Annotated in this window: 28 protein-coding genes; 14 read left to right on the top strand and 14 right to left on the bottom strand. The window is 62.5% G+C overall.

Annotated features, from left to right (window positions below; genetic code table 11):
- Positions 1–122: 122 nt before the first annotated feature.
- The gene (locus J3364_RS17000) at positions 123–2,978 is read left to right on the top strand and encodes an HD domain-containing phosphohydrolase (RefSeq protein WP_349559432.1); all 2,856 of its coding nucleotides are present in this window, start codon (positions 123–125) and stop codon (positions 2,976–2,978) included.
- Positions 2,979–2,981: 3 nt separating this feature from the next.
- On the opposite strand, the gene J3364_RS17005 is transcribed toward J3364_RS17000, so the two are convergent.
- Positions 2,982–3,161 (bottom strand): hypothetical protein, encoded by a 180-nt coding sequence (locus tag J3364_RS17005; RefSeq protein ID WP_349559433.1) that lies wholly within the window; start codon positions 3,159–3,161, stop codon positions 2,982–2,984.
- A 211-nt stretch (positions 3,162–3,372) separates the two neighbouring features.
- Between J3364_RS17005 and J3364_RS17010 the strand changes: the two genes are divergently transcribed.
- Both J3364_RS17010 and J3364_RS17015 read left to right on the top strand, forming a co-directional pair.
- Positions 3,373–4,266, top strand: a complete 894-nt coding sequence (locus tag J3364_RS17010) for a substrate-binding periplasmic protein (RefSeq protein ID WP_349559434.1) — start codon at positions 3,373–3,375, stop codon at positions 4,264–4,266.
- 9 nt (positions 4,267–4,275) lie between these two features.
- Complete coding sequence (locus J3364_RS17015; protein ID WP_349559435.1) at positions 4,276–4,839, top strand: gamma-glutamylcyclotransferase; 564 nt, start codon at positions 4,276–4,278, stop codon at positions 4,837–4,839.
- Positions 4,840–4,863: 24 nt separating this feature from the next.
- Here the strand turns inward: J3364_RS17015 and J3364_RS17020 are convergent, their stop codons facing one another.
- Positions 4,864–5,319: a DUF4124 domain-containing protein gene (locus J3364_RS17020; RefSeq protein ID WP_349559436.1), complete on the bottom strand. Its 456-nt coding sequence runs from the start codon at positions 5,317–5,319 to the stop codon at positions 4,864–4,866.
- 171 nt (positions 5,320–5,490) lie between these two features.
- Here J3364_RS17020 and djlA point away from each other — a divergent pair, with 171 nt between their 5' ends.
- Positions 5,491–6,270, top strand: a complete 780-nt coding sequence (gene djlA / locus J3364_RS17025; RefSeq protein WP_349559437.1) for a co-chaperone DjlA — start codon at positions 5,491–5,493, stop codon at positions 6,268–6,270.
- Positions 6,271–6,290: 20 nt separating this feature from the next.
- Here the strand turns inward: djlA and J3364_RS17030 are convergent, their stop codons facing one another.
- From J3364_RS17030 to J3364_RS17045, 4 genes are all read right to left on the bottom strand, one after another.
- The gene (locus J3364_RS17030; protein WP_349559438.1) at positions 6,291–6,602 is read right to left on the bottom strand and encodes an AzlD family protein; all 312 of its coding nucleotides are present in this window, start codon (positions 6,600–6,602) and stop codon (positions 6,291–6,293) included.
- Complete coding sequence (locus J3364_RS17035) at positions 6,592–7,314, bottom strand: AzlC family ABC transporter permease (protein ID WP_349559439.1); 723 nt, start codon at positions 7,312–7,314, stop codon at positions 6,592–6,594. The genes J3364_RS17030 and J3364_RS17035 overlap by 11 nt, the downstream gene beginning before the upstream one ends.
- 61 nt (positions 7,315–7,375) lie before the next feature.
- A complete protein-coding gene (locus J3364_RS17040; RefSeq protein ID WP_349559440.1) occupies positions 7,376–8,254 on the bottom strand; it encodes an Nmad3 family putative nucleotide modification protein in 879 nt (292 codons plus the stop codon).
- Complete coding sequence (locus J3364_RS17045; protein WP_349559441.1) at positions 8,251–8,856, bottom strand: methyltransferase family protein; 606 nt, start codon at positions 8,854–8,856, stop codon at positions 8,251–8,253. Before J3364_RS17045 ends, J3364_RS17040 begins: the two co-directional genes overlap by 4 nt.
- A 170-nt stretch (positions 8,857–9,026) precedes the next feature.
- Here J3364_RS17045 and J3364_RS17050 point away from each other — a divergent pair, with 170 nt between their 5' ends.
- Positions 9,027–10,460 (top strand): amidase, encoded by a 1,434-nt coding sequence (locus J3364_RS17050; RefSeq protein WP_349559442.1) that lies wholly within the window; start codon positions 9,027–9,029, stop codon positions 10,458–10,460.
- Here the strand turns inward: J3364_RS17050 and J3364_RS17055 are convergent.
- The gene (locus J3364_RS17055) at positions 10,446–12,308 is read right to left on the bottom strand and encodes a sensor domain-containing diguanylate cyclase (RefSeq protein ID WP_349559443.1); all 1,863 of its coding nucleotides are present in this window, start codon (positions 12,306–12,308) and stop codon (positions 10,446–10,448) included. The two genes, J3364_RS17050 and J3364_RS17055, sit on opposite strands and share 15 nt — an antisense overlap.
- A gap of 158 nt (positions 12,309–12,466) precedes the next feature.
- Complete coding sequence (locus J3364_RS17060) at positions 12,467–12,889, bottom strand: secondary thiamine-phosphate synthase enzyme YjbQ (RefSeq protein WP_349559444.1); 423 nt, start codon at positions 12,887–12,889, stop codon at positions 12,467–12,469.
- Positions 12,890–13,058: 169 nt separating this feature from the next.
- On the opposite strand from J3364_RS17060, the gene J3364_RS17065 reads away from it, so the two are divergent.
- The 5 genes from J3364_RS17065 (at position 13,059) to J3364_RS17085 (ending at position 18,102) form a co-directional block, all read left to right on the top strand.
- The gene (locus J3364_RS17065) at positions 13,059–14,909 is read left to right on the top strand and encodes a putative bifunctional diguanylate cyclase/phosphodiesterase (protein ID WP_349559445.1); all 1,851 of its coding nucleotides are present in this window, start codon (positions 13,059–13,061) and stop codon (positions 14,907–14,909) included.
- Positions 14,910–15,266: 357 nt separating this feature from the next.
- Entirely contained in the window at positions 15,267–15,863 is a 597-nt protein-coding gene (locus J3364_RS17070) for a GNAT family N-acetyltransferase (RefSeq protein ID WP_349559446.1), read from the top strand.
- Positions 15,864–15,911: 48 nt separating this feature from the next.
- On the top strand, positions 15,912–16,670 hold the full coding sequence (locus J3364_RS17075) for an amino acid ABC transporter substrate-binding protein (protein WP_349559447.1): 759 nt from the start codon (positions 15,912–15,914) through the stop codon (positions 16,668–16,670).
- A gap of 14 nt (positions 16,671–16,684) precedes the next feature.
- Entirely contained in the window at positions 16,685–17,359 is a 675-nt protein-coding gene (locus J3364_RS17080; RefSeq protein WP_123635260.1) for an amino acid ABC transporter permease, read from the top strand.
- Complete coding sequence (locus tag J3364_RS17085; protein WP_349559448.1) at positions 17,356–18,102, top strand: amino acid ABC transporter ATP-binding protein; 747 nt, start codon at positions 17,356–17,358, stop codon at positions 18,100–18,102. Before J3364_RS17080 ends, J3364_RS17085 begins: the two co-directional genes overlap by 4 nt.
- Here J3364_RS17085 and J3364_RS17090 read toward each other — a convergent pair.
- The 4 genes from J3364_RS17090 to J3364_RS17105 form a co-directional block, all read right to left on the bottom strand.
- Positions 18,090–18,512: a hypothetical protein gene (locus J3364_RS17090; protein WP_349559449.1), complete on the bottom strand. Its 423-nt coding sequence runs from the start codon at positions 18,510–18,512 to the stop codon at positions 18,090–18,092. The genes J3364_RS17085 and J3364_RS17090 overlap by 13 nt on opposite strands.
- A gap of 99 nt (positions 18,513–18,611) precedes the next feature.
- A complete protein-coding gene (locus J3364_RS17095; protein WP_349559450.1) occupies positions 18,612–19,436 on the bottom strand; it encodes an acyl-CoA thioesterase in 825 nt (274 codons plus the stop codon).
- Between the two features lie 11 nt (positions 19,437–19,447).
- Positions 19,448–20,041 carry a 2-hydroxychromene-2-carboxylate isomerase gene (locus J3364_RS17100; RefSeq protein WP_349559451.1) on the bottom strand — a complete coding sequence of 198 codons (594 nt, stop codon included), beginning with the start codon at positions 20,039–20,041 and terminating at the stop codon, positions 19,448–19,450.
- 11 nt (positions 20,042–20,052) lie between these two features.
- Positions 20,053–20,805, bottom strand: coding sequence for an SDR family oxidoreductase (locus tag J3364_RS17105; RefSeq protein WP_349559452.1), 753 nt, complete (start codon positions 20,803–20,805; stop codon positions 20,053–20,055).
- 129 nt (positions 20,806–20,934) lie between these two features.
- On the opposite strand from J3364_RS17105, the gene J3364_RS17110 reads away from it, so the two are divergent.
- Entirely contained in the window at positions 20,935–21,420 is a 486-nt protein-coding gene (locus tag J3364_RS17110) for a winged helix-turn-helix transcriptional regulator (protein ID WP_349559453.1), read from the top strand.
- Positions 21,421–21,516: 96 nt separating this feature from the next.
- Here J3364_RS17110 and J3364_RS17115 read toward each other — a convergent pair whose 3' ends face one another.
- The gene (locus tag J3364_RS17115) at positions 21,517–22,275 is read right to left on the bottom strand and encodes a pseudouridine synthase (protein ID WP_349559454.1); all 759 of its coding nucleotides are present in this window, start codon (positions 22,273–22,275) and stop codon (positions 21,517–21,519) included.
- A 104-nt stretch (positions 22,276–22,379) separates the two neighbouring features.
- Here J3364_RS17115 and J3364_RS17120 point away from each other — a divergent pair, with 104 nt between their 5' ends.
- Both J3364_RS17120 and J3364_RS17125 read left to right on the top strand, forming a co-directional pair.
- Positions 22,380–24,284 (top strand): putative nucleotidyltransferase substrate binding domain-containing protein, encoded by a 1,905-nt coding sequence (locus tag J3364_RS17120; protein ID WP_349559455.1) that lies wholly within the window; start codon positions 22,380–22,382, stop codon positions 24,282–24,284.
- Positions 24,285–24,298: 14 nt separating this feature from the next.
- On the top strand, positions 24,299–25,018 hold the full coding sequence (locus J3364_RS17125; protein ID WP_349559456.1) for a 3'-5' exonuclease: 720 nt from the start codon (positions 24,299–24,301) through the stop codon (positions 25,016–25,018).
- Between the two features lie 7 nt (positions 25,019–25,025).
- Here the strand turns inward: J3364_RS17125 and J3364_RS17130 are convergent, their stop codons facing one another.
- On the bottom strand, positions 25,026–25,433 hold the full coding sequence (locus J3364_RS17130) for a thiol-disulfide oxidoreductase DCC family protein (RefSeq protein WP_349559457.1): 408 nt from the start codon (positions 25,431–25,433) through the stop codon (positions 25,026–25,028).
- A 131-nt stretch (positions 25,434–25,564) separates the two neighbouring features.
- On the opposite strand from J3364_RS17130, the gene J3364_RS17135 reads away from it, so the two are divergent.
- Positions 25,565–26,530: an alpha/beta fold hydrolase gene (locus tag J3364_RS17135; RefSeq protein ID WP_349559458.1), complete on the top strand. Its 966-nt coding sequence runs from the start codon at positions 25,565–25,567 to the stop codon at positions 26,528–26,530.
- Positions 26,531–26,558: the final 28 nt, after the last annotated feature.

A 26,558-nucleotide genomic window follows, 5' to 3' on the forward strand; every position in this document is an offset into this window, starting at 1 on the left:
CAGCCGTTCAGGCCTTATCTTAATCCCGATTTGAAACGGTGTCGCCTCGCAATGTCACTCCCACCGGCTACCCTTAAGCAGAGAGACCCACTTCCGTAGCCGGTTTCAGAAGGATCTGACAGATGACACGCACCCCCAGGCGTTTTTCCCTGGCGCTGCTGATCTCACTCGTGGTGACACTGGGCATGCTGGTGTTGACCGCGACGCTGATCTTCCAGGCGCACCGGGGAATGGAGTCCGCCAAGCTCGCGGCGACGTCGGATTCGGCCGAAGAACTGGTCCATGCGGTCAACGACCGGATTCACGCCATCACCACGCCGCCGATGACAGCCCTGCTGGTGTTGCGGGACAGCTCGCTGACCGCGGAGCGCACACTGGAGGAGCGACTGGGGCGACTGTCGGTCCTGGCCGATGTGCTGCGGGTCAATGCCATCGTGGATGCCGTCTATGTAGGCTACCCGGACGGCGATTTCTTCCTGCTTCGGCGGGTGCCGAACGATCATGGCAGCCTGCCGGTGGACCTGCCGAAAACCACCCGGTACATCCTGCAGACGGTGTCCGTGGACGCCGGCGGTCAGCGTCAGGCGGATCTTCGTTACTACAACGAGCACCTGCGCCTGCTGGACCAGCGCCCCAACCCGGACCAGGACTACGATCCCCGCACCCGGGGCTGGTATCAGCGGGCCCTGGCCACGGACGGCATGACCCTGACCCGGCCCTACGTGTTCTACACCACCCACGCCATCGGCATGACCCTGGCCCAGGCGGCGTCCAACGGCGATGCGGTGGTCGGCATCGATGTCACCGTCTCAGCGCTCAGCCACCAGCTCGAAGACCTCAAGCTCACGCCGCACACCGAAATTGCCATCGTCGACCATAAGGGGCAGGTGGTGGCCTATCCCGATCAGGATCGCATGGTTGTCGGCAGTGCAGACGCACCGGACCTGGCCCGGCTCAGCGACCTGTCGGTGCCCGCCCTGGATCAGGTCGAGTCGATGCCGGTCAGCACGCAGGCCCGCCAGTTCACCAGCCAGGGTAGCGAGTGGTTCGGAATTTCGGCGGACTTGCGGTCGATCCACACCTCGGGGCTGCGCATGCTGATCGCCATCCCCGCCGACGAGTTGATGGCCGACGTCTGGCAGCTGGTGCGGGATCAGCTGTTCATTGCCCTCATTATCGTTCTGGTATTGCTGGTGCTGGGTGCCCTGCTGGGCCGCCAGCTGGGTCGTCCGTTAAAGCGCCTGGCCGGCGAGGTCGAAGCGCTGTCCCGATTCCATTTCGATACGCCGATCAGCAGCGGCTCCCGCATTCACGAGGCCCACAAGCTGGGTTCTGCCCTGACCGACATGTCGGGCACCATCCGCAGCTTCCAGTCCATCTCATTGACACTGAACCGGGCACGGGATCTGTCGAGCCTGTTGAACGGCATCCTGAACGAGCTGATCAGCATCCTGAACGAGAAGCACGGCCGCATTTTCCTGTACCGGGAGCCGACCCATGAACTGGAGATAGCGGCCGCCGTGGGCCCGAGCGAGCTGCAGCGCATCGACAACATCCAGCCCGAACAGTCGGATCACGACATCATCCGCACTCTACGCCATACGGTCACCGACCACGCGGTCTATGCAGTGCTGCGAAATCGGGAGCAGGCACTGGTCGGCGTACTGATGATTGACCTGGACGACGTGCATTTTGAGGCCATGGACGATCACCTGATCCGCTTCGTCCACGAAATCGCCGGCTCCGCCGCCGTGGCCATCGAGACCCGCCAACTGATCGAAAGCCAGCAGAGCCTGATCGAAGGTGTCATCCGCCTGATCGCCGATGCCATCGACGCCAAATCCCCTTACACCAGCGGCCATTGTGAGCGGGTGCCGCAGCTGGCCAAGATGCTGGTGGACCAGGCCGAGCGCTCCCGGGAACCGCCCTTCGCCGATTTCAGCATGAACGAGCGGGAGCGGTACGAATTCCACATCGGCGCCTGGCTCCACGACTGCGGCAAGATCACCAGTCCCGAAAACGTGGTGGACAAGGCCACCAAGCTGGAAACCATCTACAACCGCATCCACGAAATTCGTACCCGCTTCGAAGTGCTGCATCGGGACGCCGAGATCCGCTATCTCGATGCACGCATCGCCGGCGCGGACGAAGCCGAGGCTCGCAGGCAGCGGGACGCCACACAGGCCGCGTTGCAGGAGGAGTTTGCCTTCATCGCCCAGTGCAACCAGGGCGGCGAGTTCATGGCCGATGCCGACATCGCGCGGCTCGACGACATCGGCGACCGGCTCTGGCAGCGGCATTTCAGTGATCGCCTGGGACTGTCCCATGATGAGGCGCTGCGCTTCGAAGGACGCCCCGAGCCCGAGCTGCCGGTGGAGGAGAAACTGCTGGACGACAAGCCGGAACATCAGCTGCCCTGGGCAGCGGGACGCCGGCCTCCAGTGACTCAGGACGACCCGCGTAATCGCTGGGGCTTCGATATGGTCCTGCCGGATGTGGCCTACGACTATGGCGAGCGCTACAACCTGTCCATCCGACGCGGCACCCTGACGCCGGAGGAACGTTTCAAGATCAACGAGCACATCGTGCAGACCATCATCATGCTGGACGCCCTGCCGCTGCCCGACCGCCTGGCCCAGGTGCCCCGGTTCGCCGGCACCCATCACGAAAAAATGGACGGCACCGGTTATCCCCGTCGCCTGACCGGAGAAGCGTTGAGCATCCCGGAAAAAGCGATGAGCATTGCCGATATCTTCGAGGCGCTGACGGCGGTCGACCGTCCCTACAAGGAAGGAAAAACCCTGACCCAATCCCTCGATATCCTGCACCGAATGGCACTCGAAGGGCACGTGGATCCGGACGTGTTCAACCTGTTCCTGCGCTCGGGCGTGTATCTGGATTACGCCCGGCGCTTCCTCGCCCCGCAGCAGATCGACGAGGTGGATATCGACCGCTACCTGGTCGGGGAACAGGCGTGATAATCAGTGCCCTTTCACTTTCTGCTTGCCGCAGCGCTCGCAGCGGTAGATCGTGATCAGCTTGCCCGATTTCACATCGAACTGTTTGCCTTTACACACCACCCATTTATGGATGTCATGCTGGCAAAGGCCTTTACGGGTCACTTTACCCGCAGGTTTTCGGAACGGAATAACGTCGCCCATGGCTGCTCACTCAGGTTGCCCATTTCTGAGCATACTCCGGCGTATCGAAAGCGGGAAGATGCCAGACTGACCTTTATAGAATAGTTAAATGATGTAACGGTTGTACGCTGAAGGATGCCGCCCCTGCGGAGAGCTGTTATCGTTCTGGCGGACCTGCGCCGCCCGTGGTGGACGACCGCAGACACATTACGGCAAGGAAGCGACATACGTCATGTTTCGCCCGGATTTGCGATCACATGTCAGCCAAAATCTGTGCGGCACGGTAGCCCTTCTGATCCTGCTGTGGAGTGCTGCAGGCAGCGCCGAAACCGTCCGCCTGACCAACGGCAACTGGCTTCCGTACCTGTCAGAACAACCGCCGCACGGATTCGTCAGCGATATCATCCGCCGCGCCTTTGCGCTGGAAGGCATTGACGTCGAATGGGGATTCTTCCCCTGGTCCCGATCCTACCGGCTCGCCCGGGACGGCCACTGGGACGGCACCGCAGCCTGGTCCTGTTCGCCCGACCGGGCCGCCAGTTTCTATTACAGCGCCCCGATCACCCCCATCCGGTACGTGTTCTTCCACCGGGCCGATCGCACCTTCGACTGGCAGCACGCCGATGACCTGCGCGGCCTGCGGGTGGGGCTCACCCAGGACTACGCCTACGGCGACGTCATCCAGCAGGCCCGGGATCAGGGTTGGATCGAAACCGACACGACCACCTCCGATGCGCTGAATTTCCGTAAGCTGCTGGCCGGTCGCATCGACCTGTTCCCCATTGATGTCCGCGTCGGACTGCAAATGCTGAAAAACGAGTTCACGCCAGAGGAAGCCCGACAGATTACCTATCATCCCCGCGTGGTCCACGCCGCTTACCTGCACCTGCTGCTGACGCGTTCCCTCCCCGGCAACCGGGGCCGTATGGCCGCCTTCAATGACGGCCTTCGCCAACTGCGCGCCAACGGCATCGTCAGCCAGCTGCAACCGGTGCAACCACTACCCCGGCCCCTGAACCAGAAGACCGCAGAAATCGCCCGCCATTGCCGTTTCAACATCCAGACCGCCGGACAACCAGCCACCCCTGAACGGCATGATATAGTGGACTCTGAATTCCAGAACTGACGTCACGCCATGTCCGCCAATACCATTGAGATCAATCGCCAGCGACACCGCTTCGACGGTCGCGAATCCGTCTGGTTGTTCGGTTACGGCTCGCTGATTTTCAAAGCCGATTTCCCCTACCTCGAACGCCGCCCTGCGTCGATCGAGGGCTGGGCGCGGCGTTTCTGGCAGGGCTCCCACGACCATCGCGGCACCGTGGAGTCGCCGGGTCGGGTCGTCACCCTGATCGAGCAGCCGGGCGTGACCTGCCGGGGCATGGCCTACCGGATCTCACCCGAGGTGTTCGATCACCTGGATGTGCGGGAAAAGAACGGCTACCTGCGCTTCACGACGCCGCTGACGTTCGATAGCGGTGAGCAGGTGGAAGGTCTGGTGTACATTGCCACACCGGAAAACACGGCGTTCCTCGGCCCGGCCCACGAACGCGACATCGCCCGCCAGATCGCCGACGCCCATGGGCCCAGCGGCCCCAACGACGAATACCTGCTGCGCCTGGCCGATTCCCTGCGGGAACTGGCGGACGAGGACGCCCACGTGTTTGGCATCGAGCACTACCTGCGGAACCCGGACTAAAGGGGGCCCGTCACGGCGCGCTACTTAACGGTCGCCGCAGCGCTCTTCGTAGGTTCGCCGGTATTTCTTGCGCATGCGATCGCCTTCCTCATCGCTCAGGAAAACCGTTTCCCCCTGATCGTTGAGGCGGTAGAAGCGGGTGATGGACTTCATGTGATTGAGTTCGGCGAGCATCTTGCGACAGGCCGCATCGCGTTTTTCCCGGGCGGCTTCACGCTTGGCGGCCGCCTGCTCTTCTGCCTGCCGTTCCTGCTGCCGACGCTGGAAGAACTCGTCCAGTTCCTCGAGGCGGGTGGCGTTGTCTTCACCTTCGCCATTGAGAGGCTGTGGCGACTGAATCTGTTTTTCGCGGGCCTGGGCGTTGGCGGGCGGCCGGTCGCCAAAATGGACCTGCCCCTGGGCGTCTGTCCACTGGTACACTTCGGCCTGCAACGGCATCGCAGCCAGCGCCAGTGTGGCCAGGGTCATGAGCTTGCGCATGTTCATCATCCTTGAAATTCGCTACACGGTGCCAATATAAAGCCATTCCAGACCGGAAAGCCGACCCTGTGTGACCTCATACGGCATCGCCGTTGAACAACACCTGCATCTGCCTGCAGATAAACGTATCGTAACTCCCGGCATGGCAAAAAACACGATAGGATTCAGTGCATGTTTTTCGCAATCTTCTTCGGGGCCCTGATCGGCTACCAGATTGGCCGCTTGCCGGGCCTGATCATTGGTGCCGCTGTCGGCTACTTCCTCATCAACGCCCTGCGCAGCAAGTTGCGTTCCGGCATTTTCAATATCCAGTCCCAGTTCCTGGAGAGCACGTTTGCCGTTATGGGCGCCATGTGCAAGGCCGACGGCGTGGTCACCGAGGATGAAATCCAGGTGGCGGAAACGTTGTTCAACCGCCTGCACCTCTCCGGTCAGCAGCGCGAAACGGCCAAGGCGGCGTTCCGGCGCGGCAAGGAAGCGGACTTCGACCTGGATGCGGAACTGGAGCAGTTGCTGCGCGTCACCCGCGGCAACCGGGCACTGTTGCAGATGTTCCTCCAGGTACAAGTCTCCGCCGTGGCGGCCGACGGCGCCATTCACCCGGCCGAACACGAGATGCTGTTGCGCATCGCCCGCAAGTTGGGCCTGCCGGAATCGCAAATCGATCAGCTTGAAGCCATGATGCGTGGTGCCTACAGCGGCGCTGGCGGATCAGCGGGCGCCGGACCGACCAGCGGCCAGAAGCTGGCCGATGCCTACAAGGTTCTCGGGGTTTCCGAGGAATCCAGCGATGCCGAGGTCAAACGCGCCTACCGCAAGCTGATGAGCGAAAACCATCCGGATAAGCTGGCCGGACGCGGTCTACCCGAAAGCATGCGGGAAATGGCCGAAGAGAAGACCCGGGAAATCAGCAACGCCTACGACGTGGTCAAGTCAGCCCGGGCGGCCTGATCCCTCCGGTCACCGTCGATTCAGAAGACGTAACGGGCCGCTGCCGCCGCCGCAATCCCCGCGGCAATCGACGGCAGCGGCTTGTGCAGGACGAGCATCATTAGGCCTGTCGTTCCCAACGCCACCCGGGCCCCAAGATCGCCGGTGATCGCCATCGGGGTGAGGATGGCGATCAGCACGGAACTGGCCATGGTGTTGATGAAGCTCTCGATGCGGGGATTGATGGTCACGTAGGACATCAAAAACGGCCCGCCCCAGCGGGTTGCCAGGGTGACCAGCGCCATGACGGCAATAATGGCCAGCACGCCCAGCGGCGATGTTTCAATGCTCATCGGTCTTGCGCTCCAGCCAGAAGAAGCCCACCACACCGCCAGCCAGTGCCCCCACCACGACATGGGTATGCGGCGGCAACCACCAGTACGCGGCCATGGCCGCCGCCGCGGCCACGATCCAGGCCAGCAGGACCCGCGGGTTCTTGCGCCCGCCCAGGGCCATGGCCAGCAGGAAACAGCCCAGCACCATGTCCAGCCCAAACTTCTCCGGATGCGCCAACAGCCCGCCAAAGTAGACACCCAGCAACGTCCCGATCAACCAGGCCAGCCAAAGTACGATGCCGCCACCCAGAATCACCTCCAGGTTACGTCGGCCGTTCTGGTAATCCTGTGCGGCGATCGCCCAGTTGGCATCGGTCAGTACCAGCAGCAGTCCGTACCGCTGTGACGTCTTCATATCCCGCAACATCGGGTAGAGGGAGGCGCCCATCAGGATATGCCGGGAGTTGATGGCAAAGGTAATGGCCATCAACGGCAGCAGGGCCACCTGATCGCCCCAAAGTTCCAGGGCCGCAAACTGGGAGGCGCCAGCGAACACCAGCACGCTCATGAACGTCGCTTCCAGCGGCAGGATACCCTTCTGCACAGCGGCCAGACCAAACGCCGTGCCAAAAGCAATGACGAACAGGGATATCGGCAGCAGCCGCAGGAATTCCCCGCGCACCCGGGCCGGATCAAGGCGATAAACCGCTGAAGAGGATGAATTATTCATCAAAGCAAGCTAATGAAACCCGTCTCGAGAACGTATAGGTACTTGCCGAAGGCGCGCCGTATCAGTCGCAGGGGACGCCGGCATTCGAATGAATGATGCAGCGAATCCAGGGTAGCGCCTCGGGATAATCGGCAGCCTTCAACACAAATTCCTGTCCGCGGGCGACAGCCTGCAGCACCACCCGGTGGGTTTCCCGCTGCCAGCGTTCGGGTTTGGCGTGGTACGTCAGGGGCACGTGCCCGTCACGGGGATAGAACCAGCGCGGCAACGCCCAGACGCCCGGCCGGCTAGCCCGGCGATCCGTCAGCTGCAACGAGGCCCGGTGCCGCTCAAACCATCCCGCTCCGGGCAGCGTCGGCGGGTGGTCACCCAGCGACAGGTGATCCGACGCCAGATAGAGGGTATTGCTCGGATCGTCCTGCCAGCGGAAATGCGGATGGTAGCGCGCCCAAGCCATGTCGCCGGCCTCCAGTGCGTCCACGGGCTGGATCGCACCGATCTGCAGCCATCCCCAGATCACGTGCCGGGCCGGTTCGGCGGGATCGAAGCGCCAGCCGTTGGCCGTTTCAATCACCGGTCGAAACAGGCCGAAGAAAACAAACAGGTCGCCTTCCGCCACGCCCTGATTCTTGAGATGGCCCTGTGCCGCCCCACTCTGCCCGAAAATCGGCCGCCAGCCGGCCTGGCGAGGCAATGCTTCGGCGTTGAGATCCGGGTCGATATGCGCGCCACTGGTGGCCGACAGGCGTTGCCGGGTCAACGGGCCGACGGTGTCGCCCAGGGACTGCCCGTGAAGGAGGATATCGCCGAAAGACACGGTCGAGCGTGCATCCGGAATCGGCAACGACAGCAGCCGCCCGTCAGGCAGGATGGGACTGGGACAACCGCCGGAACTGGAATCGAAACCCTTGCGGCTGAATACAATGCGCCGCGGGATCATAACCAACGCGGTACCCGGGCCTGGTATTCCCGGTAGGCATCACCGTAGAGACGGGCCAGCGCGTCTTCCTCGGCCCTCGCCTGGCGGATGATCACGACCACGCCCACGATCAGGCAAACCAGTGAGAACACACTGGGCAACGCAAGGAAGAAACCCAGTTGGCCCAGGATGATGGCCATGAACAGCGGATTGCGCGAGCGGCGGAAAGGACCGCTGGTAATCAGGTGCCCCCGGTGCTGGCTGTCGATGCCCGAGCGCCAGTCTTCGTGCATGTACGCCTGCACGTAATCGATCAACGAGAAAGAGGCCAGCAGCAGGATCGCCCCGGCGGCGAGGATAGCCGGCTGGTAGAGCATCGGGAACACACCGAGCCAGGGATCGATATCGACCACAATGCGCGCCACGCAGATGGCCAGGATACTGGCACGAAAGAGGTTGAAGATATGCCGGTGCCACCAGGTGTGACTGCCCCGGGCACCGTAGTGGATGTGGGAGAACCGCATGCGTTCGAACAGCCCCAAACTGCGGCTCGTGTAGTGCAGGCCGATCATGAGGAAATAGATTCCCAGGAAGTGTTTCACCAGCAACTCAACCGAACTCATCCCGGACTTTTCTCCCACTGACGACGCATGCTTTGAACTGAAAGAATAAGAGCTTAGCGAGAAACGCGGCCGCCTGAAACCGGAATGACGCCACATGTTTCCTGATAGGACATTCAGTCACGTTCCGGGATCGGCTAGAGTTCAGAAAACACTCGATCACCGGACCAGCCATGACCGCCTACGAACGCCCCGTGCCAATCCATGCCTTCACCGACGACGCCCTCGGGCGCCACGATGCCACCGCCCTCGCCCGTCTGATCCGACAAGGCGAGATCAGTGCGCGCGACGCCGTGAGCGCATCGATCCAGCGGGCACGCGCCATGGCAACGCGGCTGCACGGCATCGCAAACCCCGACTACGAGAACGCCCTGCGACAGGCCGCTCATCCCGGTGATGGCGTTTTTGCCGGGGTGCCAACCCTGATCAAGGACAACACGGATGTCAAAGGGTTGCCCACCGGACACGGCTCCCTGGCCGTGCCGCCCAAACCGGCGACGCACACCAACGCCTTTGCGGCACAGTACCTGGCCCAGGGCCTGATCAGTATCGGCAAGAGCACCCTGCCGGAGTTCGGCTTCAACGCGTCTACCGAGCCGGCCCATGCCGACGCCACCCGCAACCCCTGGAACCCGGCCTATTCCTGCGGCGCCTCCAGCGGTGGGTCGGCCGCGATGGTGGCAGCCGGCGTGGTGCCCATTGCCCACGCCAACGACGGCGGCGGTTCGATTCGTATTCCGGCGGCCTGTTGCGGACTGGTGGGGCTCAAGCCGACGCGCGGTCGGCTGGTCGATAGCGAGGCGGCGCGGTCCCTGCCGATCAATATCATCGGCGAAGGCGTGGTCACCCGCAGTGTGCGGGACACAGCCCACTTCCTGGCCGGCGCGGAACGCTATCACCTGAATAAACGGTTACCGCCCATCGGCGAGGTGCTGGGCCCGGGCAAACGGCGGTTGCGGGTTGGTCTGGTGCTGGATTCCATTACCGGCGACGCGACCGACGCCACCACCCGCAACGTGGTCGAGACGACCGCCAGGCGTCTGGCCGAGCAGGGCCATACCGTGATGCCGATCGATATCCCCGTCGCCGCTCGCTTCGCCGACGACTTTGCGCACTATTGGTCCTGCCTGGCGTTCCTGATGGCCCGCTTTGGCCATCGCATCCTGGACCGGGATTTCGACCCGCAACGCGTTGACGGCCTGACCCGGGGTCTGGCCGATCGTTTCCGCCGTAACCTGCACCGCACGCCAGGCGCGCTTTGGCGGCTGCAGCGTAGCCAGATACAGTATGCGGAGGGGTTGAAAAAGATGGGCGTGGATGTCGTGCTGTCTCCGGCGCTGGCCCACACCACGCCGAAGCTGGGCTACCTGAGCCCGGAACTGTCTTTCGAGGAACTGTTTGCCCGGCTGCGCCGCTACGTGGCCTTTACACCACTGGCCAACGCCACAGGGGCGCCGGCCATCAGCCTGCCCGGTGGCCAGACGGTCGACAATCTGCCGGTGGCCGTGCATCTGTCGGCCCGGCACGGTTGCGAGCGTGACCTGCTGGAGTTGGCGTTCGAACTGGAAGCGATTGCCCCCTGGCCTTTATTGTCAGACCGGGCTTAGTGCCGTCGCCTCATCCGGCCGATAGACCGACACCCGGTTGCGACCGGCGCCCTTGGCTTCGTAGAGGGCTTCGTCGGCGCGGGTGAAGAGTTGCTTGGTGGCATCCGCCTGCTCCGGCACCAGGGTACAGACACCGATGCTGACCGTCAGACGCAACATCTCGTCCGAGACCCGGAAATCGGTGGACGCGATGTCCCTGCGAATCTTCTCGGCGACCTGCACCGCGCCCTCTTCCGGCGTATCGGGCAGTAGAACCACAAACTCCTCACCGCCATAACGGGCCGCCAGATCCTGCGGACGCGTGACGAACTGGCGAATACCCTGCGTCACCATCTGCAAACAGTCGTCCCCGACCAGGTGGCCGTACTTGTCATTGAACTGTTTGAAGTGATCGATATCCACCACCAGCAGCGACAGGGGCTGGCCAAAGCGATACGCCTTGACGCAGGCCGACTGGAACGCGCGATCGAAGTGACCGCGATTCTTGAGGCCGGTTAAGGCGTCGGTGGCACTGAGCTCCATCAGGCGCACGTTGAGGTCTTCCAGATCCCGGGTACGCTCCTGGACCCGCTCCTCCAACAGCGCATTGGCTTCCTGCTGGACCTGCAGGCTCTTCTCCTGGGCCAGACGGGCCTTGCGTTCTTCCCGGTAGAGCTTTTCCTGGGCGGCGAACGTCCGCTTCTTCTCCTTGTTCAGCCGGTCCGCCAGGGCAATGGACAGCAGGATCACGCCCAGGGCCGATCCCACCTGGGTGGCGTTTTCGGTGAACACGTTCTGCGGCAACACGGTGAACTTGTTCAACGCCAGCACCACGCCACCAAACAGCATGAAGAACCAGGCCACTCCGAAGTATCGGGCGGCGGGGTCGTGCTTCAGCCAGCGAACCACGCCCAGCACCACCATGCCGGCGCACCCGATCGCGGCCAGGATGATCGTCGGGTGGATCATGTACTGATACGGCACCACCAGCGCCGCCAGGGCAAACAACGCTGACAACGCCGACACGATGATCGTTGCCCAGGCCAGCACCGGATGAATCCGGGGCAGCACCGACAGAAAGCGCATGGCAAAGATGCCGCCAAAGGTGACGGTCAAATTTAGAAAGAAGATGATGGCCTGGTCGTTCCACCAGGTCGCTTCCGGCCAGAGATACTGGAAGGCCATGCCGTGCAGGCTGGCCAGGAACAGCGGCATCGCGGTGATGTAGCCCACGTAGTAGAGGAAGCTGCGCTCCCCCACGGCCAGGAACACGAACAGGTTGTACAGGATCATCACCATGACGATGCCGTAGTAGATGCCCTCCAGGAGCAGTCGCGGCTGCTCGGAAGCGTAGAAGGCGTCCTGGGTCCAAAAGGTCATCGGCAACTGCAGCGAACTGGTGGTGCGCACGCGCAGATACAGGGTGGTTTCCCCCTGCGACGGCACCTCCACCGGCACCAGGAAATTCCGGTTGTGGATGGGGCGGGCGTAGAACGGCTGCTTGTCCCCCAACGACCAGGATTGGCCCACCACGCCATCGGTGATCTGGTAGATCTCGATATCATCGAGCACCGGATAGCCAATCTCGAGCAGGTTATCCACCGGCTGCAACTGCGGATTCTCAATGGTCAGGCGGAACCAGTAAGCACGGTCCTGATAGCCCAGGTTGATGTCTTCGCCGGTGTTCCGGGTCCAGTCGGCATCGCTCAGTGCCAGCACCTGCTGTAGGGACACCTCGTCCTGGCCTTCGGCCCAGTAACTCACATTCGAGGCCAGGTCTTCCTTCTGGGTAAAGGGCGACAGGATCAGCGGATCCGCAGATGCGGTCCCGGTCACGAGAAGTGCAATCAGTAAAAGCCAACGAACCATAGGCCGCCTGTGTCATTCTTGTTATGCGATCGACGCGCTTTATTACAGACTTAGTATGGATCAGCTGGCAATCTGAAATAGCTTGTTTTTGTAATAAGTTGTTTTATTGGACAACAGAAACGTCAACCAAACGCAAAATGGGCCTCCTGAGGCCGCTTTTACTCCCCCTGCAGGGTCGCCACGATCCGGCGCGCACCGCCGTGGTCCCGATGCTCACACAGATAGATGCCCTGCCAGGTACCCAGCATCGGTCGGCCATCGCGGACCGGCAGGGTCAGGGAGGGTCCGATCAGCACGCTTTTGATATGGGCCGGCATGTCATCGGGCCCTTCCATCGTGTGCTCGTAGTGCGGCGCGTTCTCCGGGACCATCACGTTGAAATGCCGTTCCAGGTCGCCGCGAACGTCCGGATCGGCGTTTTCGTTGACCGCCAGCGACGCCGAGGTGTGCTGGATAAACAGGTGCAGCAGGCCGATGCGGCAATCCGACAGCGCCGGCAGCTGCGCCAACACATCGTGGGTCACGAGATGAAAGCCGCGTGGCTTCGGGTCGAGCGTGATGGTGGTCTGGTGCCAGCCCATAAAACCTCCTGACGTATTGTGAACGGCTACACTTGAGACTTGAGCGCCCCGGTTGGACAGACTGCGAGGGCGTTGCCATTATTAGGACAATTGTGAACCCCGTAGGCCGGTGTGTCAGTAAAGGGCTCCATAACGCCCGCTTTTAGAATCTGGTGCTGGTAACGCATTGATGTCCCAGAATAAAACATTCATTGAATTTCACGAAGCGCTGTTGAAGCTCAGCCACAGTCCGGACTTCATCGGCGACAACCGCAGCCGGAAGCTGGCTTCACTCAGCGACCTTGCCGGCCAGCTGTTACAGGTCGACCGGGTCAGTATCTGGCAGATGAATGCAACGGGCGACCGCATTGACAGCGAGGCCCTGTACCGGCTGGAAGGCGGTCACGACTACCAGCCGATCGCGTTGGTGGAAAGCGACAACCCCGCTTACTTCCGGGCACTCAGGACCGCACGTGTCATTGATGCCAGCGAGGCCCACAATGACCCGCGCACAGCCGCGTTCAACGAAACCTACTTTGAACCGCTGGGGATTCATTCCCTACTGGATGCACCGATCTTCGACGGTGGCCGGCTCAGCGGGGTGATTTGCCTGGAATCCCTTCGACGACGAACCTGGACCCTGCCCGAAATCTCATTCGCTACCGCCATCGCCGACACCATCAGCCTGATCAATACCCACGAAGCGTGGATCCGCTCCCAGAAGCAACTCGCCTACGTGACCCACTTTGACAGTCTGACCGGCCTGCCCAATCTGCAGTCCTTTCGCGAGCGTGTGCTGCACCTGATCCAGAAAATGCGGCAGCGCGCCGGTGAGGGATTCGCCCTGATCTGGATCGATCTCGACCGGCTCAAAAGTGTTAACGACGGCATGGGGGCCGCCGGCGGTAACCGGGTTATCGCCGAGATTGCCAATCGGCTGCGCAGCCTCTACCTGAACGGGCGTGACAAGGTCGCCCGGGTCGGTGGCGACGAATTTGCCGTACTCATCCGCACCAACACGGACAGCGACCGCATCGATTACGTCATCCACCAGATCCAGCATTGCATCAGCGACCCACTCGTCATCGATGACCGCACCCTGCGCATGACCGCCAGCCTCGGCGTCTGCCGTTACCCCGAGGACGGCGGCGATACCGAGTCGTTGCTGCGCAGTGCCGAAGCCGCCATGTATCACGCCAAGGAAAACGGTCGGGCGCGGATGCAGGCCTTCAGTTCTGAAATCCATTCCACCGCGCGGTCCCGGTTTGTGCTGGAAGGTGAGCTGCGTCAGGCCATCCAGAACAACGCGCTGGACGTGTTCTATCAGCCCATCGTGAACACCGGCGACGCCCACATGGTGAGCATCGAGGCCCTGGTGCGCTGGCACCACCCCGAACAGGGCTGGATGGCGCCCATCGAATTCCTCGACGTGGCCCGCAACGCCGGCTTGATGCAGGATCTGGGGGAGGTTGTGCTGCGACGCGTTTGCCAGGACCGACAACAAGCAGCCAGCCGCGGTCACCCGTTGCCCATTACGGCGATCAACCTGGCGGCCGAACAGGTGATGGACGATCGCCTGCCGCGGCAGGTCCAGGAGATGCTGGAACAGTACGGTGTTGCCGGCAGTGAACTGCAGTTTGAGGTCACCGAGGAAGCCATCAAAGGTGACTCCAAGAGCATGCAGGCCACCTTGAATGAGCTGGTCGCGCTGGGCTCCAAGCTGTCCATCGACGACTTCGGAACCGGCTACTCCTCCCTGTCCCGTCTCAAGCACCTGCCCTTCTCACGGCTGAAAATCGACCGGTCTTTCATCCGCGATATCCCCGACGATGCCGACGACATCGCGATCACCCTGTCGATTCTGGGTCTGGCCCGCGGTCTCGGTATGGAAGTCGTGGCGGAAGGGGTGGAGACGGAAGACCAGCGTCAGTGGCTACAGCAGCAGGGCTGTGAACTGCTGCAAGGCTACCTGTTCAGCAAGCCGGTGCCCATTGACCAACTACGGGCGCTTCACTCAAATCCTCTGCGATCAGCGCTCTAAAGGGTTGAAACCCAGGGCACGCGCTGTCATATCCATGGCTAGTGCACTGTTTGGTTAATTCGCTAGCTTACCGAGGCCCTGAGAATCTGGATAGCAAGACGCGGTGGTGAAGGTTTGGCGGCCGGCGCTCCGGTGGTTCCACATCGAGCCGCCGCAACGCCGCTAGCCTGATTCTCAGGGCCTCCCTTCGGGCGAGCTTCTGAGGGCTTTGGCTCTACGTTGCCGCTCTTTGACATGGAACCACCATGCCTGCAGATCGGCGCCTTGCCCAAAGCCCTCAGAAGCTCGCAGTAAGCTAGCGAATTAACCAAACAGTGCACTAGACACCGATTCAACCGGATGGAACGGGACCGACCAATGGCCGTAACACTCGAGACACTGCAGGGCGCCGACCTGCTGGACCACCTGGACGCGCTGGCCGACCTGCGCATGACCGTCTTCCGCGATTTTCCCTACCTCTACGACGGCAACGCCGACTACGAGCGCCAGTACCTGCGCACCTATGCCCGCTCTGCTGGCTCGATTTGCGTGATTGCCCGTGACGGCGAACGTATCGTCGGCGCTTCCACCGGCATCCCCATGGCCGATGAGGACGATGCCTTCCGCCAGCCGTTTGTTGATGCCGGCTGGAATCCGGACGATATTTTCTACTATGGCGAATCCGTCCTGCTCGGCGATTATCGGGGACAAGGCCTGGGCGTGGCTTTCTTCGATGAGCGCGAGCGGCATGCCCGCGAGGCCGGTTTTCGCCAGGCCGTTTTCTGTGCCGTTGTCCGGCCACAGGACCACCCGGCCAGGCCCCGGGATTACGAACCGTTGGATGCTTTCTGGCAACGGCGTGGGTATTACCCCGTACCCGGCCTTGAAACCCGCTATACGTGGACGGATATCGGAGACCCCGGGCCAACCGACAAGCCCATGCAATTCTGGTACAAAGCGCTCCAGGGCTCGTAAATCTGACGTTCGCGTCTTTTTCTGCCGACAAGGAATAGGGAGAACACCATGAAAACTGTATTGCTGAGCCTTTTGGCCGCGGTGGCGCTCATCGCCAGCCCCGTGACTTTTGCCCAGGACAAGGATCCACTGAGGGTCGGCATGTCCGGCCGCTACTTCCCCTTCACGTTTGTGGAAAACGACAAGTTGCAGGGCTTTGAAGTGGACGTCATGAACGCCATCGGCAAGGAACTGGGACGCAAGGTGGAGTACCGCACGGCGGCTTTCTCCGGCCTGTTCGGCCTGCTGGAATCCGGCCGCATCGACACGGTCGCCAACCAGATCACCATCACCGACGAGCGCAAGCAGAAATACGTCTTCACCCAGCCGTACGTCTATGACGGCGCACAGGTGGTGGTCAAGAAAGGCAACGACAGCATCCACAGTGTGGAAGATCTGAAGGGCAAGAGCGTGGCCGTCAACCTGGGTTCCAACTACGAAGCCCTGCTGCGCGACCTGCCCTACTCGGACCAGATCGACATCCGCACCTACGAAAGCAACCTGGAGCAGGACACCGCCCTGGGCCGTGTCGACGCCTTCGTGATGGACCGGGTCAGCGCCAGCCAGATCATCAAGGACAAGCCGCTGCCGCTCGCCCTGGCCGGCCCGACCTTCTCCAGCATCAGCAACGCCTATCCGTTCCGTGATACCGAGGATGGCCGAGCCCTGCGGGACGAGGTGGACCAGGCCATCACCAAACTGCGGGAAGACGGCACCCTGAAAGCCATCTCCGAATCCTGGTTCGGGACCGACATCACCACACCCTGAACCGGGACGGTTGAATGAATGTTCTAGATTTCGACTACATGCTGGGGCTGATACCGGTACTGCTGAAGTATCTGCCCCTGACCCTGGAGATGGCCGCCGCCGGCATGGTGCTGGCGCTGATCCTTGCCTGCCTGTTGGCGGTCATCCGGGTGTTGAAGGTGCCGGTCCTGAACCGGTTCACCATGCTGTTCATATCCTTCTTTCGCGGCACGCCGCTGCTGGTGCAGCTGTTCCTGTTCTACTACGGCCTGCCCCAACTGGTCAGCTCGCTGACCGCCATCAACGGCATTACAGCGACCATCATGGGCCTGACCATGCACTTCTCGGCGTACATGGCGGAATCGATCCGCGCGGCGATCGTCGGCGTGGACCGCAGCCAGACCGAGGCGGCCCTGTCGATCGGCATGACCAACGCCCAACTGATGCGCCGCATCATCCTGCCGCAGGCGACTCGCATTGCCGTGCCGACGCTGATGAACTACTTCATCGACATGATCAAGGCGACCTCGCTGGCCTTTACCCTGGGCGTGACGGAACTGATGGGCGCCACCCAGAAAGAAGCTGCCGGCAGTTTCCTCTACTTCGAGGCGTTCATCATCGTCGCCATCATCTACTGGGTGATCGTGGAAATGCTGTCCTGGCTGCAACGCTATCTGGAACACCGACTGAACAAGGCCTATAGCCGATGATCCAACTCAAAGGACTGCGTAAGGTATACGGCAAACAGACCGTGCTCGACGGGATCGACCTGGACATCGCCAAGGGCGAGATTGTGGTGGTGATCGGTCCATCCGGCACCGGCAAGTCGACCCTGCTGCGCTGCATCAACTTCCTGGAAAAGCCGACCGCCGGCGAGATCACCGTGGGCGACCTGACCGTCGACGCCTGCTCCACCTCGCGCAAGGACATCCTGGCCCTGCGCCGGCGCACGGCCTTCGTGTTCCAGAACTACGCCCTGTTCGCCAACAAGAACGCGCTGGACAACATTGCCGAGCGACTGATCGTGGTGGACAAATGGCCCAAAGAGAAAGCCCGCCAGAAAGCCCGGGACATCCTCCAGCGCATCGGTCTGGCCGACAAGGCCGAGGCCTACCCGGCGTCCCTGTCCGGCGGCCAGCAACAGCGCGTGGGAATCGGCCGGGCTATGGCCACCGGCGCCGAGGTCATCCTGTTCGACGAGCCCACCTCGTCACTGGATCCGGAATGGGTCGAGGAAGTGCTGGGCCTGATGAAGCAACTGGCCAGCGAGCACCAGACGATGGTGGTGGTGACCCACGAGATGAGTTTTGCGAAAGACGTGGCGGACCGGGTGATCTTCGTGGACGGCGGTCGCATCGTGGAACAGGGTCCGCCGTCGGAGCTTTTCTCCAACCCGCAGGATCCGCGAACGCGGGACTTCCTGCGCAAGGTGCTGCCGGATCAGGCCGTCTGACAGACGGCCGTGACCTGGCGAAACGCCATCCGCCGTGTGATCTGGGCGGTCTGGTTGAAGGTTTGCGGGGTTTCCGGGCGCGCAACCGCACCACCGTTCCCGCCGATCGGCGTGGTGATCACCCCGGCCGGATAGGAGACGGATACGGGCACGTTTCGGGAGAATTCATTCCGCCCGACATCGACCAGTCGCAATGAACCCACGGCCCGGCCGGTCTCCCGGGCGCAGGCCGCCAACGCTCCGTCCTCGAGAATCCGCCAGTCCCGGGTGATGGCGTCGGTGTAGGTGACTCGCCATGCCCCGGACTCGTACTCGAACGTATAACCCACCGCGCCGTCGAAAGGACGCACCCCGGCGGTCTGGCACCCGGCCAGCGCCAGCCCCGCCGCCAGGGCGACGGTCATCCTCATCGTCGGCCCAGTTGAGCCTGTTCTCCGCCGGACGCTGCTCATAAGCCGCTTACCTCCGGCCATTTTGATCATCTGCCGCTGCGCCAGTTCCCCGCAAGACTACCCTTTGTAATAGACGATCTGATGGGTGGTGGCCAGCAACTGCCCGTTGGCGCCCCAGAGTTCGGCGCTCTGGTCGAAGTAACTCTTGAAGTAACGCTGGGCGCGGGCTTCGGCCAGGATGGGCTGCTCGCCCTGCTGGGCCAGCGTCTCGCCATCGGCGTGGAAATAGGTGGTCAGGGAGACGGTCCCCGCCGGCATTCGCTCCTGGCGCCGGATAAAGATCCGCGGGAAGAAGCAGTCACTGATCGCCATGAGCGAGGTGAAATCCAGCGGCCGCGCCGGTTTATCCCGCACCCAGAGGCGAGACGCGCCATGGGGCTGTTCCAGGGTCTTGCCGGTGGGATCGAAACCGCCGTCGATGATGCGCAAGTCATAATTCGCCACCCACGGCAGGCTGAGCCCGGCGTCGAACGGCTCCACGTCGTCGAATGACGGCACGTCATCGGGCATGCTGACATCGCTGCCTTCCCAGCTGTCCCGGCGCACACCGGTCAGCACCGTGGCGGTCACGGCCGTCTCGCCGCCCTGGGTCAGCTCGATCATCCAGTGCTGGGTGGAGCGGTTGGTGCGGCAGGGACGCGTCACCACGTCGAAATGATCGTCCGCGATCGGGCCGGCAAAATTGACGGTCATGGACACCGGGTCCCCCAGGCAGTCGGGATGCTGGAGCACGCCGTTCAGCAGGGTCGCGGCAATGACGCCGCCAAACGGTCCGACCATGTTCGCGTACGCCGGCGGGAAACGCCCCTGCCAGCGGTCGTCGCCGGTCCGCTCCAGGGCGGTGGATTGATCGAAAACATGGGAATTGGCTTGTTCAGTCATGAATGATCCTTTTATGCGTTGTTCTGGAGCCGCTGTTCGACCTGCCAGAGCCGGTCCTGCCCGAAAAACATCTCGTCTCCGACAAACAGCGTCGGCGCCCCGAAGACGCCCTTGTCGATAGCCTCGTCCGTCATTGCCTTGAGCTGCTGCTTGACGGTCGCCGCGTTGCACTGATCCATCACCGCCTTCGGATCAAAACCCGCGTCCGACCAGACACCGGCCACGACGTCGGGATCGGTCATGTTCTTCCGGTCGACCCACATCGCTTTGAACACGGCGGTCAGGTAATCATCGAACCGCGGCGTGTCGAGAAAAGCAACCGCGCCGCGCATCAGGGTCAGGGTATTGATCGGGAAATGGGGGTTAAAGTTGAACGGCACGCCATAGCGGTCAGCAAATCGCCGGAAGTCCATGTGCATATAGCGCCCCTTGGCCGGAATCATCACCGGCGACTGGTTGCCGGTAGCCTGGAACACAGCGCCCAGCAGCATGGGGCGCCAGTTGAGACGGGCCTGGTAGCGGTCCGCCAGGGCCGGCAACTGGGTCCAGGCGAGATAGCTGGCCGGACTGCCTACATCAAAGTACACGTCGATCACGGGATTCATGGTCAGGTTCCTCAAAAGGTTTCGATCCAGGGGCGCAGGTCCAATTCGTGGGTCCAGCAGTCCCGGGGCTGGCCGTGCAATTGCCAGTACTGGTCGGCGATGTGCTCGGGGTTGAGAATGCCGTCCTGATCTTTCAGTGCGTAGCGTTCGGGAAAGTTGTCGCGGATAAAGTCCGTGTCGATGGCACCGTCGATGACCGTATGGGCCACATGAATCCCCTGCGGTCCCAACTCCCGGGCCATGCTCTGGGCCAGGGCGCGCAAAGCGAATTTCGCCCCGGAAAACGCCGAGAAGCCGGCACTGCCCCGCAGGGACGCCGTAGCGCCCGTGAAGATCAGGGTTCCCCGGCGTCGCGGCAGCATGACGCGAGCCGCCTCCCGCCCGGCCAGGAAGCCGGCGAACGCGGCCATTTCCCAGACCTTGCGATAGACCCGGGCGCTGGTGTCGGTGATGGAATAGCGAACATTGGCGCCGATGTTGAAGACAACGAGCGCCACGTCGCCGATATCGGCCTCAATCCGATCGAACAGCTCCACCATAGCCGTCTCGTCACGGGCATCGCAGCCAAAGCCATGGGCCTTTCCACCGGCTTGCTGGATGTCCTCCAGCAACGGATCCAATGCGTCGCGATGGCGGCGGGTGGCGACCACCGTCAGCCCCTCCCGGGCGAAGCGTTTGGCGATGGCACCGCCGGTCGCATCGCCGGCGCCGATGACCACGGCGACCTCAGGGCGCGGGTTGTCCTGTCCAGTGTTCGGTTCCATAGCGATTCGCCTCCGGGGCTTCGTTGTCGGTTTTTGTGGGTTCTTTTTTGGAACTCAATCAATAGTCAGTTCCATTACAGAACTTGTCAAGCTATTCTGGAGGCACCTATCACCGAAGGATGTTGCTGGATGCGTTGGGAAGAATTGGATCAACAGCCCTGTTCACTGGCCCGGACCCTGTCCGTGGTGGGCGATCGCTGGACGTTGCTGATCCTGAGGGACTGCTTCCTTGGCGTACGCCGGTTCGAGACCTTCGAGCGCCGCCTGGGCATCACTCGTCACGTCCTGACCGATCGTCTGAAAAAGCTGGTGGAACACGATGTGCTCTACAAGGCGCCCTACCAGGAACGCCCCCGCCGTGAAGAGTACCGCCTCACCGAGAAGGGCCTGGACCTGCACACCGTGATCCTGACCCTGGTGAACTGGGGCGACAAGCACATGACCGACGAACGGGGCGCACCCGTCAAGCACATCCACAAGGGGTGCGGTCACGCCATGCACCCGCAGATGGTCTGCTCCGAATGCGGCGAGCCGGTCACGGCGCGGGATATTCGGGTCGAGGCGGGGGACGGCTGGCAGCACACGGCGCCGCTTTTGGGATCGGATCGGTCCTGACGGGTGCCAATGTCGTCCTGACCGCGGCGTTCCAGAGCCGTCCGGGTAGCCCGGGCAATGACGTGCTGTCGCCTGGAGGCCGTTACACGGGCGCAGCTACTGAGGCAGGGGCATGGGTTCAGTGACCAGCGCTCCCCAGCCGAGGGCTGTGGCAACACGTGCAAAGCTGGCTTCCGGAGCGGTGCTGAGCACCAGGGACTCACCTGTCAGCGGATGGGTCAGGCTCATGCCGACGGAGGCCAGGAACAGCCGGGTTTCGCCAAAGTGTTGGGCAAAAAACCGGTTGTGCCGTCCGCGGCCGTGATTGGCGTCGCCGATGATGGGATGGCTGATGTGTTTCATGTGGCGGCGCAGTTGATGGCGTCGCCCGGTGCGGGGATACAGCGCCATCAGCGCGTAGCGACTGGTGGGATAGCCCTCCACCTGGTAGGGAATTTCGCTGACGCCGAGACGCACATAATCCGTGATCGCCTCCTGTACTGCGGTGGCTTGCCCCTTCAGACGGCGATCCGTCGGCTCCTCCCGGAGCGGGTAATCCACCGTGCCCTGCTCTTCCGGCCAGCCCCGGGCAATGGCCAGGTAGGTTTTGTAAATCTCGTGGGCCATCATCTGCGCGCCCAGCAGACGGGCCACGTCCGGATCCTTGGCGAACAGCAGCAGGCCGGACGTCGGCCGGTCCAGACGGTGGACCGGGTAGACATGTTGCCCCACGTTCAGGGCACGGGCGTACTGCAGGGCAAACTCGGTCTCGCGCTTGTCGATGGGGCTGCGGTGGACCAGCAGACCGGCCGGTTTGTGCACGGCCAGCAGCTCGTCGTCTTCGTACACCAGACTGAGGGGATTGGATTGGGTCATGGCTGAAGGCCCGGCGGTCCGCCGGGCGGTGACTCCCTGATTTGAGTCCATTTCAAAAACTCTGCCAGAATGATGGCTACAGCAACGTCAGGATCGAATGCCTCATGGAAGTCGAACAGATCGAGATCAGAGATCACATCAAACGGTTCGCCCCGTTCGATGACCTGCCGGAAGACACCATCGACCGTCTGGCAACACAGGTGGAAGTCGCCTACTACCGCGCGGGCTCGACCATCCTGACCTATGGCGAACCCATCGGCGACCTCTATTTCATCCGCAGCGGCGCGGTGGAAGTCTACCGGCGCAACGGTGAACTCTACAACCGTCTCAGTGAGGGTGACCTGTTCGGCCAGCTTGGCCTGATGATGAACAAAAAGGTGCGCTACCCGGCCACGGCCATCGAAGACACACTGATCTACCTGATTCCGGACGCCCTGTTCCAGGAATTGTGGGAAGCCGGCGACCATTTTGCGGACTTTTTCGACATTGAAGACCAGGGCCGCCTGCGCGCTGCTGTCTCCAGGCAGGAGAAAGCCAACCCGCTGATGACCTCGCGGGTCCGGCGGCTGATTACCCGAAAGCCCGTTTCCGCAGAGGCCACCGTCTCCATCCGGGACGCCGCGCGACTGATGACTGACGAAGGCGTTTCGGCCCTGATCCTGACGAATCCCGGCAAACAGATGGATCAGGAATGGAAACCCGGCGACAACCCGATGGTCGCCGGCATCATCACGGATCGCGACCTCCGCACCCGGGCCCTGGCCGAGGGGCTCGACTACGACACGCCGGTCAGCGAGATCATGTCCACGGATCTGGTTTATATCCGGTCCGACAAGTACGTCTTCGAGGCCATGCTGACCATGCTGCGCAGCAACGTACACCATTTGCCGGTGCTGCATCGCAACAAGCCGGTGGGCGTGGTCGCGCTGTCGGACATCGTCAAGTATGAGTCCCAGAGCGGGCTCTACCTGGTCAGCAACATCCATCATCAGGTGGACGTTCGAGGTCTCAAACGCCTGAGCCGGGACAAGGCAGCGACGTTCGTGCGCATGGTCAACGAGGACGCCAACTCGCACATGATCGGCAGTGCCATGGCGGGTATCGGACGGGCCATTTCCCAGCGTCTGCTCGAATTGGCCGAAGAACAACTGGGACCGCCGCCGATCCCCTACTGTTTCATGGCGCTGGGCTCCATGGCTCGGGACGAACAACTGATCGTGACGGACCAGGACAACGCCCTGGTGCTGGACGACAGCTTCATCCCGGAAGAACACGACGAGTACTTCAAGGCGCTGGCCAAGTTTGTCAGCGATGGCCTGGCAGAATGCGGCTACACCTATTGCACCGGCGACATCATGGCCACCAATCAGGCCTGGCGTCAGCCGCTGCGGGTCTGGAAGGAATACTTCACCGAGTGGATCGAGAAGCCCGACGCCAAGTCGCTGCTTAACAGCGCTATTTTCTTCGACCTGGACGGCATTGCCGGGAAAACCCAGTTCGCCGAGGTGCTGAAAGACCTGATCGCCACCAAGGCCCAGCGTACGCCGCGATTCCTGGCCTACCTGGCCCACGCTGCCCTGAATCGCAAACCGCCGCTGGGCTTCTTCCGTGACTTCGTAATGGAGAACGACGGCAAGCACAACAACTCGATCAACCTGAAGCGGCGCGGTACCGCGCCGCTGTCGGATCTGGTGCGTGTGCATGCACTGGCCTGCGGCTCCCGGGCGCAGAATACCTTCAACCGAATCAATGCCATCGAAGAAACCCAGCTGCTGGCCGAGGGCGTGGCCAACAACCTGCGCGATGCGCTGGAGCTGATCGCCATTGTCCGCATCCGCCATCAGGCCCTGGATATCGAGGCCGGCCGGGATCCGGACAACAACATCGAGCCGGAAAACCTGACCCGCTTCGAACGCCGCAACCTGAAGGAAGCCTTTCAGGTCATCAGCAATGCCCAGAAGTTCCTGCGCCACCGTTATCACGCCAGCGGCGGCGGATCGATCAACTGATGGGGACCGCAGCCATGCCCGGTTCAACAGCCGCCGCCCAGGCCCTGGACTGGCCGACCCGCTTCGAAACGCTTGCGGCAACGGCGCACACACCGGCGTTGCAGCGTTACTACGCCGCTGGCGCGCCGGCAGGGGATACGCCCATGCAGGATGTGCCCATGGTGGCCCTGGACTTCGAAACCACCGGTCTGGATGCCGACACACACTCCATCGTCAGCATCGGCCTGGTGCCGTTCAACACGCACCGGATTTTTTGCCGTGATGCCCGCCATTGGGTGGTTCGCCCGGTGCTTCCGCTGCACCGCGAATCGGTCACCTTCCACGGCATCACCCACTCGGAAGTGCGGGTGGCGCCGGATCTCCGGGAAATCCTGGACGAACTACTGGAGGCGCTCGCCGGGCGCATTGTGGTAGTCCACTTTCGCCACATCGAACGGTCATTCCTCGATGCCGCCCTGCGCTGGCGCCTGGAGGAAGGCATCGAATTCCCGGTCATCGACACCATGGAACTGGAAGCCCGCTGGCACCGGCAGAAGCCACCCAGCCTCTGGGACCGGCTGCGCGGGCGCAAGCCGGAGTCCATTCGCCTGGCCGACAGCCGCACCCGATACGGGCTGCCCTACTACGCGCCCCACCACGCCCTGACTGACGCCCTCGCCACGGCAGAACTGCTGATGGCGCAGCTGCAGTACCGGTTTGATCCAGACACGCCGCTAAAGGCGCTTTGGCAGTAATAACCGCTCAGCCATCAATGAACCGCTTCCGGTCTTCCGGAGCCGGAACCGGGCAGGTTTCATAACGGCCGAACCAGCGGTAGCGGTGCCGGCCGATCCAGTCATAGAGGCCATCCCGCAACGGCCGGGGCACCCAGCGGAACACCGCCAGCCAACGCCAGGGCCACGGCAGCCCCGCCAGGATCCGCAGAACCGCGTCACTGCGCCGAAACGCACGTTGGCCCTCAATCAGTACCACGCTATCCATCGCCTCCGACGGCACCTCCATTTCCCGGCACAGCGCCTGCCCGGCCTCCGACTGCAAGGTTCCCAGCCGGAAGCGGCGGGCCCGGTCGTGGCGCAGCACAAACCGCCCCCAGAACTGACAGAAAAAACAAACTCCATCGAACAGAATGACGGGGTTTGCCTGTTCCATATTGCCTCCCGGTTTGCCAGTGAAGGTTTGGCCCTGACGGTAAACAACGCGGCCCCTGCGGCCAACCAAGAACGATGGCGCGGGCGCTAGAGTGGTCCTTTATCCGAACCCGTCGTCTGCAGGAGTCACCCATGGCCACACAACAACACATTCAGGGTTGCGGGGTACAGCTTTTCACCACCACCCGGGGCAATCCCGAAGCGCCGGCTATCGTTCTGGTACACGGCTACCCGGACAACCAGCAGGTCTGGAACGGGGTAGCCGAACGCCTCGCGTCCAACTGGTATGTCGTCACCTATGATGTCCGTGGAGCGGGTCTTTCCGACCGGCCCGCCCGGACCCGGGATTACCGCATGTCCCTGCTGGCGCGGGATCTGGAAGCCGTGGTCGATGCCCTGTTGCCCGACCGCCGTTTCCATCTGGTCGCGCACGACTGGGGGTCCATCCAGAGCTGGGAGTCGGTCACCGGCCGCCCCCTGCAACACCGCATTGCGTCCTTCACCACGCTGTCCGGTCCCTGCCTCGACCACGTCGGTCACTGGATGCGCGCCCGTCTGGCCCGCCCCACACCGGGCCGGGTCGGCCAGCTTCTGCGACAGCTGGGCAGCTCCTGGTATATCTTCGCGTTCCAACTGCCCTGGGTCGCGCCCACGCTGTGGGAAACCACACTGGGAGAGCGTTGGCCGGCCTACCTGAAGGCCAGCGAGGGCATTGCCGACGACGCGCCCAACCCCCACCAGACAGCCGACGGCCGCGATGGCATTCGCCTGTATCGGGCCAATATGCTGCCCCATCTGCTCAGTCCCCGCGTGCGTTATGCGCGCTGCCCGGTGCAGTTGATCGTCCCCAGACAGGATCGCTACGTGGGCGCCCAGCTGTTCGAAGACCTGCGCGAGTGGGTCCCCGCCCTGTATCGCCGGGACATGGACGCGGGACACTGGGCACCGTTGAGCCATCCGGACGAACTTGCTGAAAGCATCGACGAGTTTGTACAAGGCGTTGAAGTCGGTGACCCCGATTCAGCGCTGGCCTCCTTGCGGATCCACAACGTGGCATCGCAAACCCGCCACAGTGCCACCGTCCTGAAAACGGTGTAACACGGCACGCCACAAACGGATCTTAATA

Origin of the sequence: Marinobacter sp. NFXS9 (assembly GCF_040148665.1) — a bacterium.
Taxonomy (GTDB): Bacteria; Pseudomonadota; Gammaproteobacteria; order Pseudomonadales; family Oleiphilaceae; genus Marinobacter_A; species Marinobacter_A mangrovi.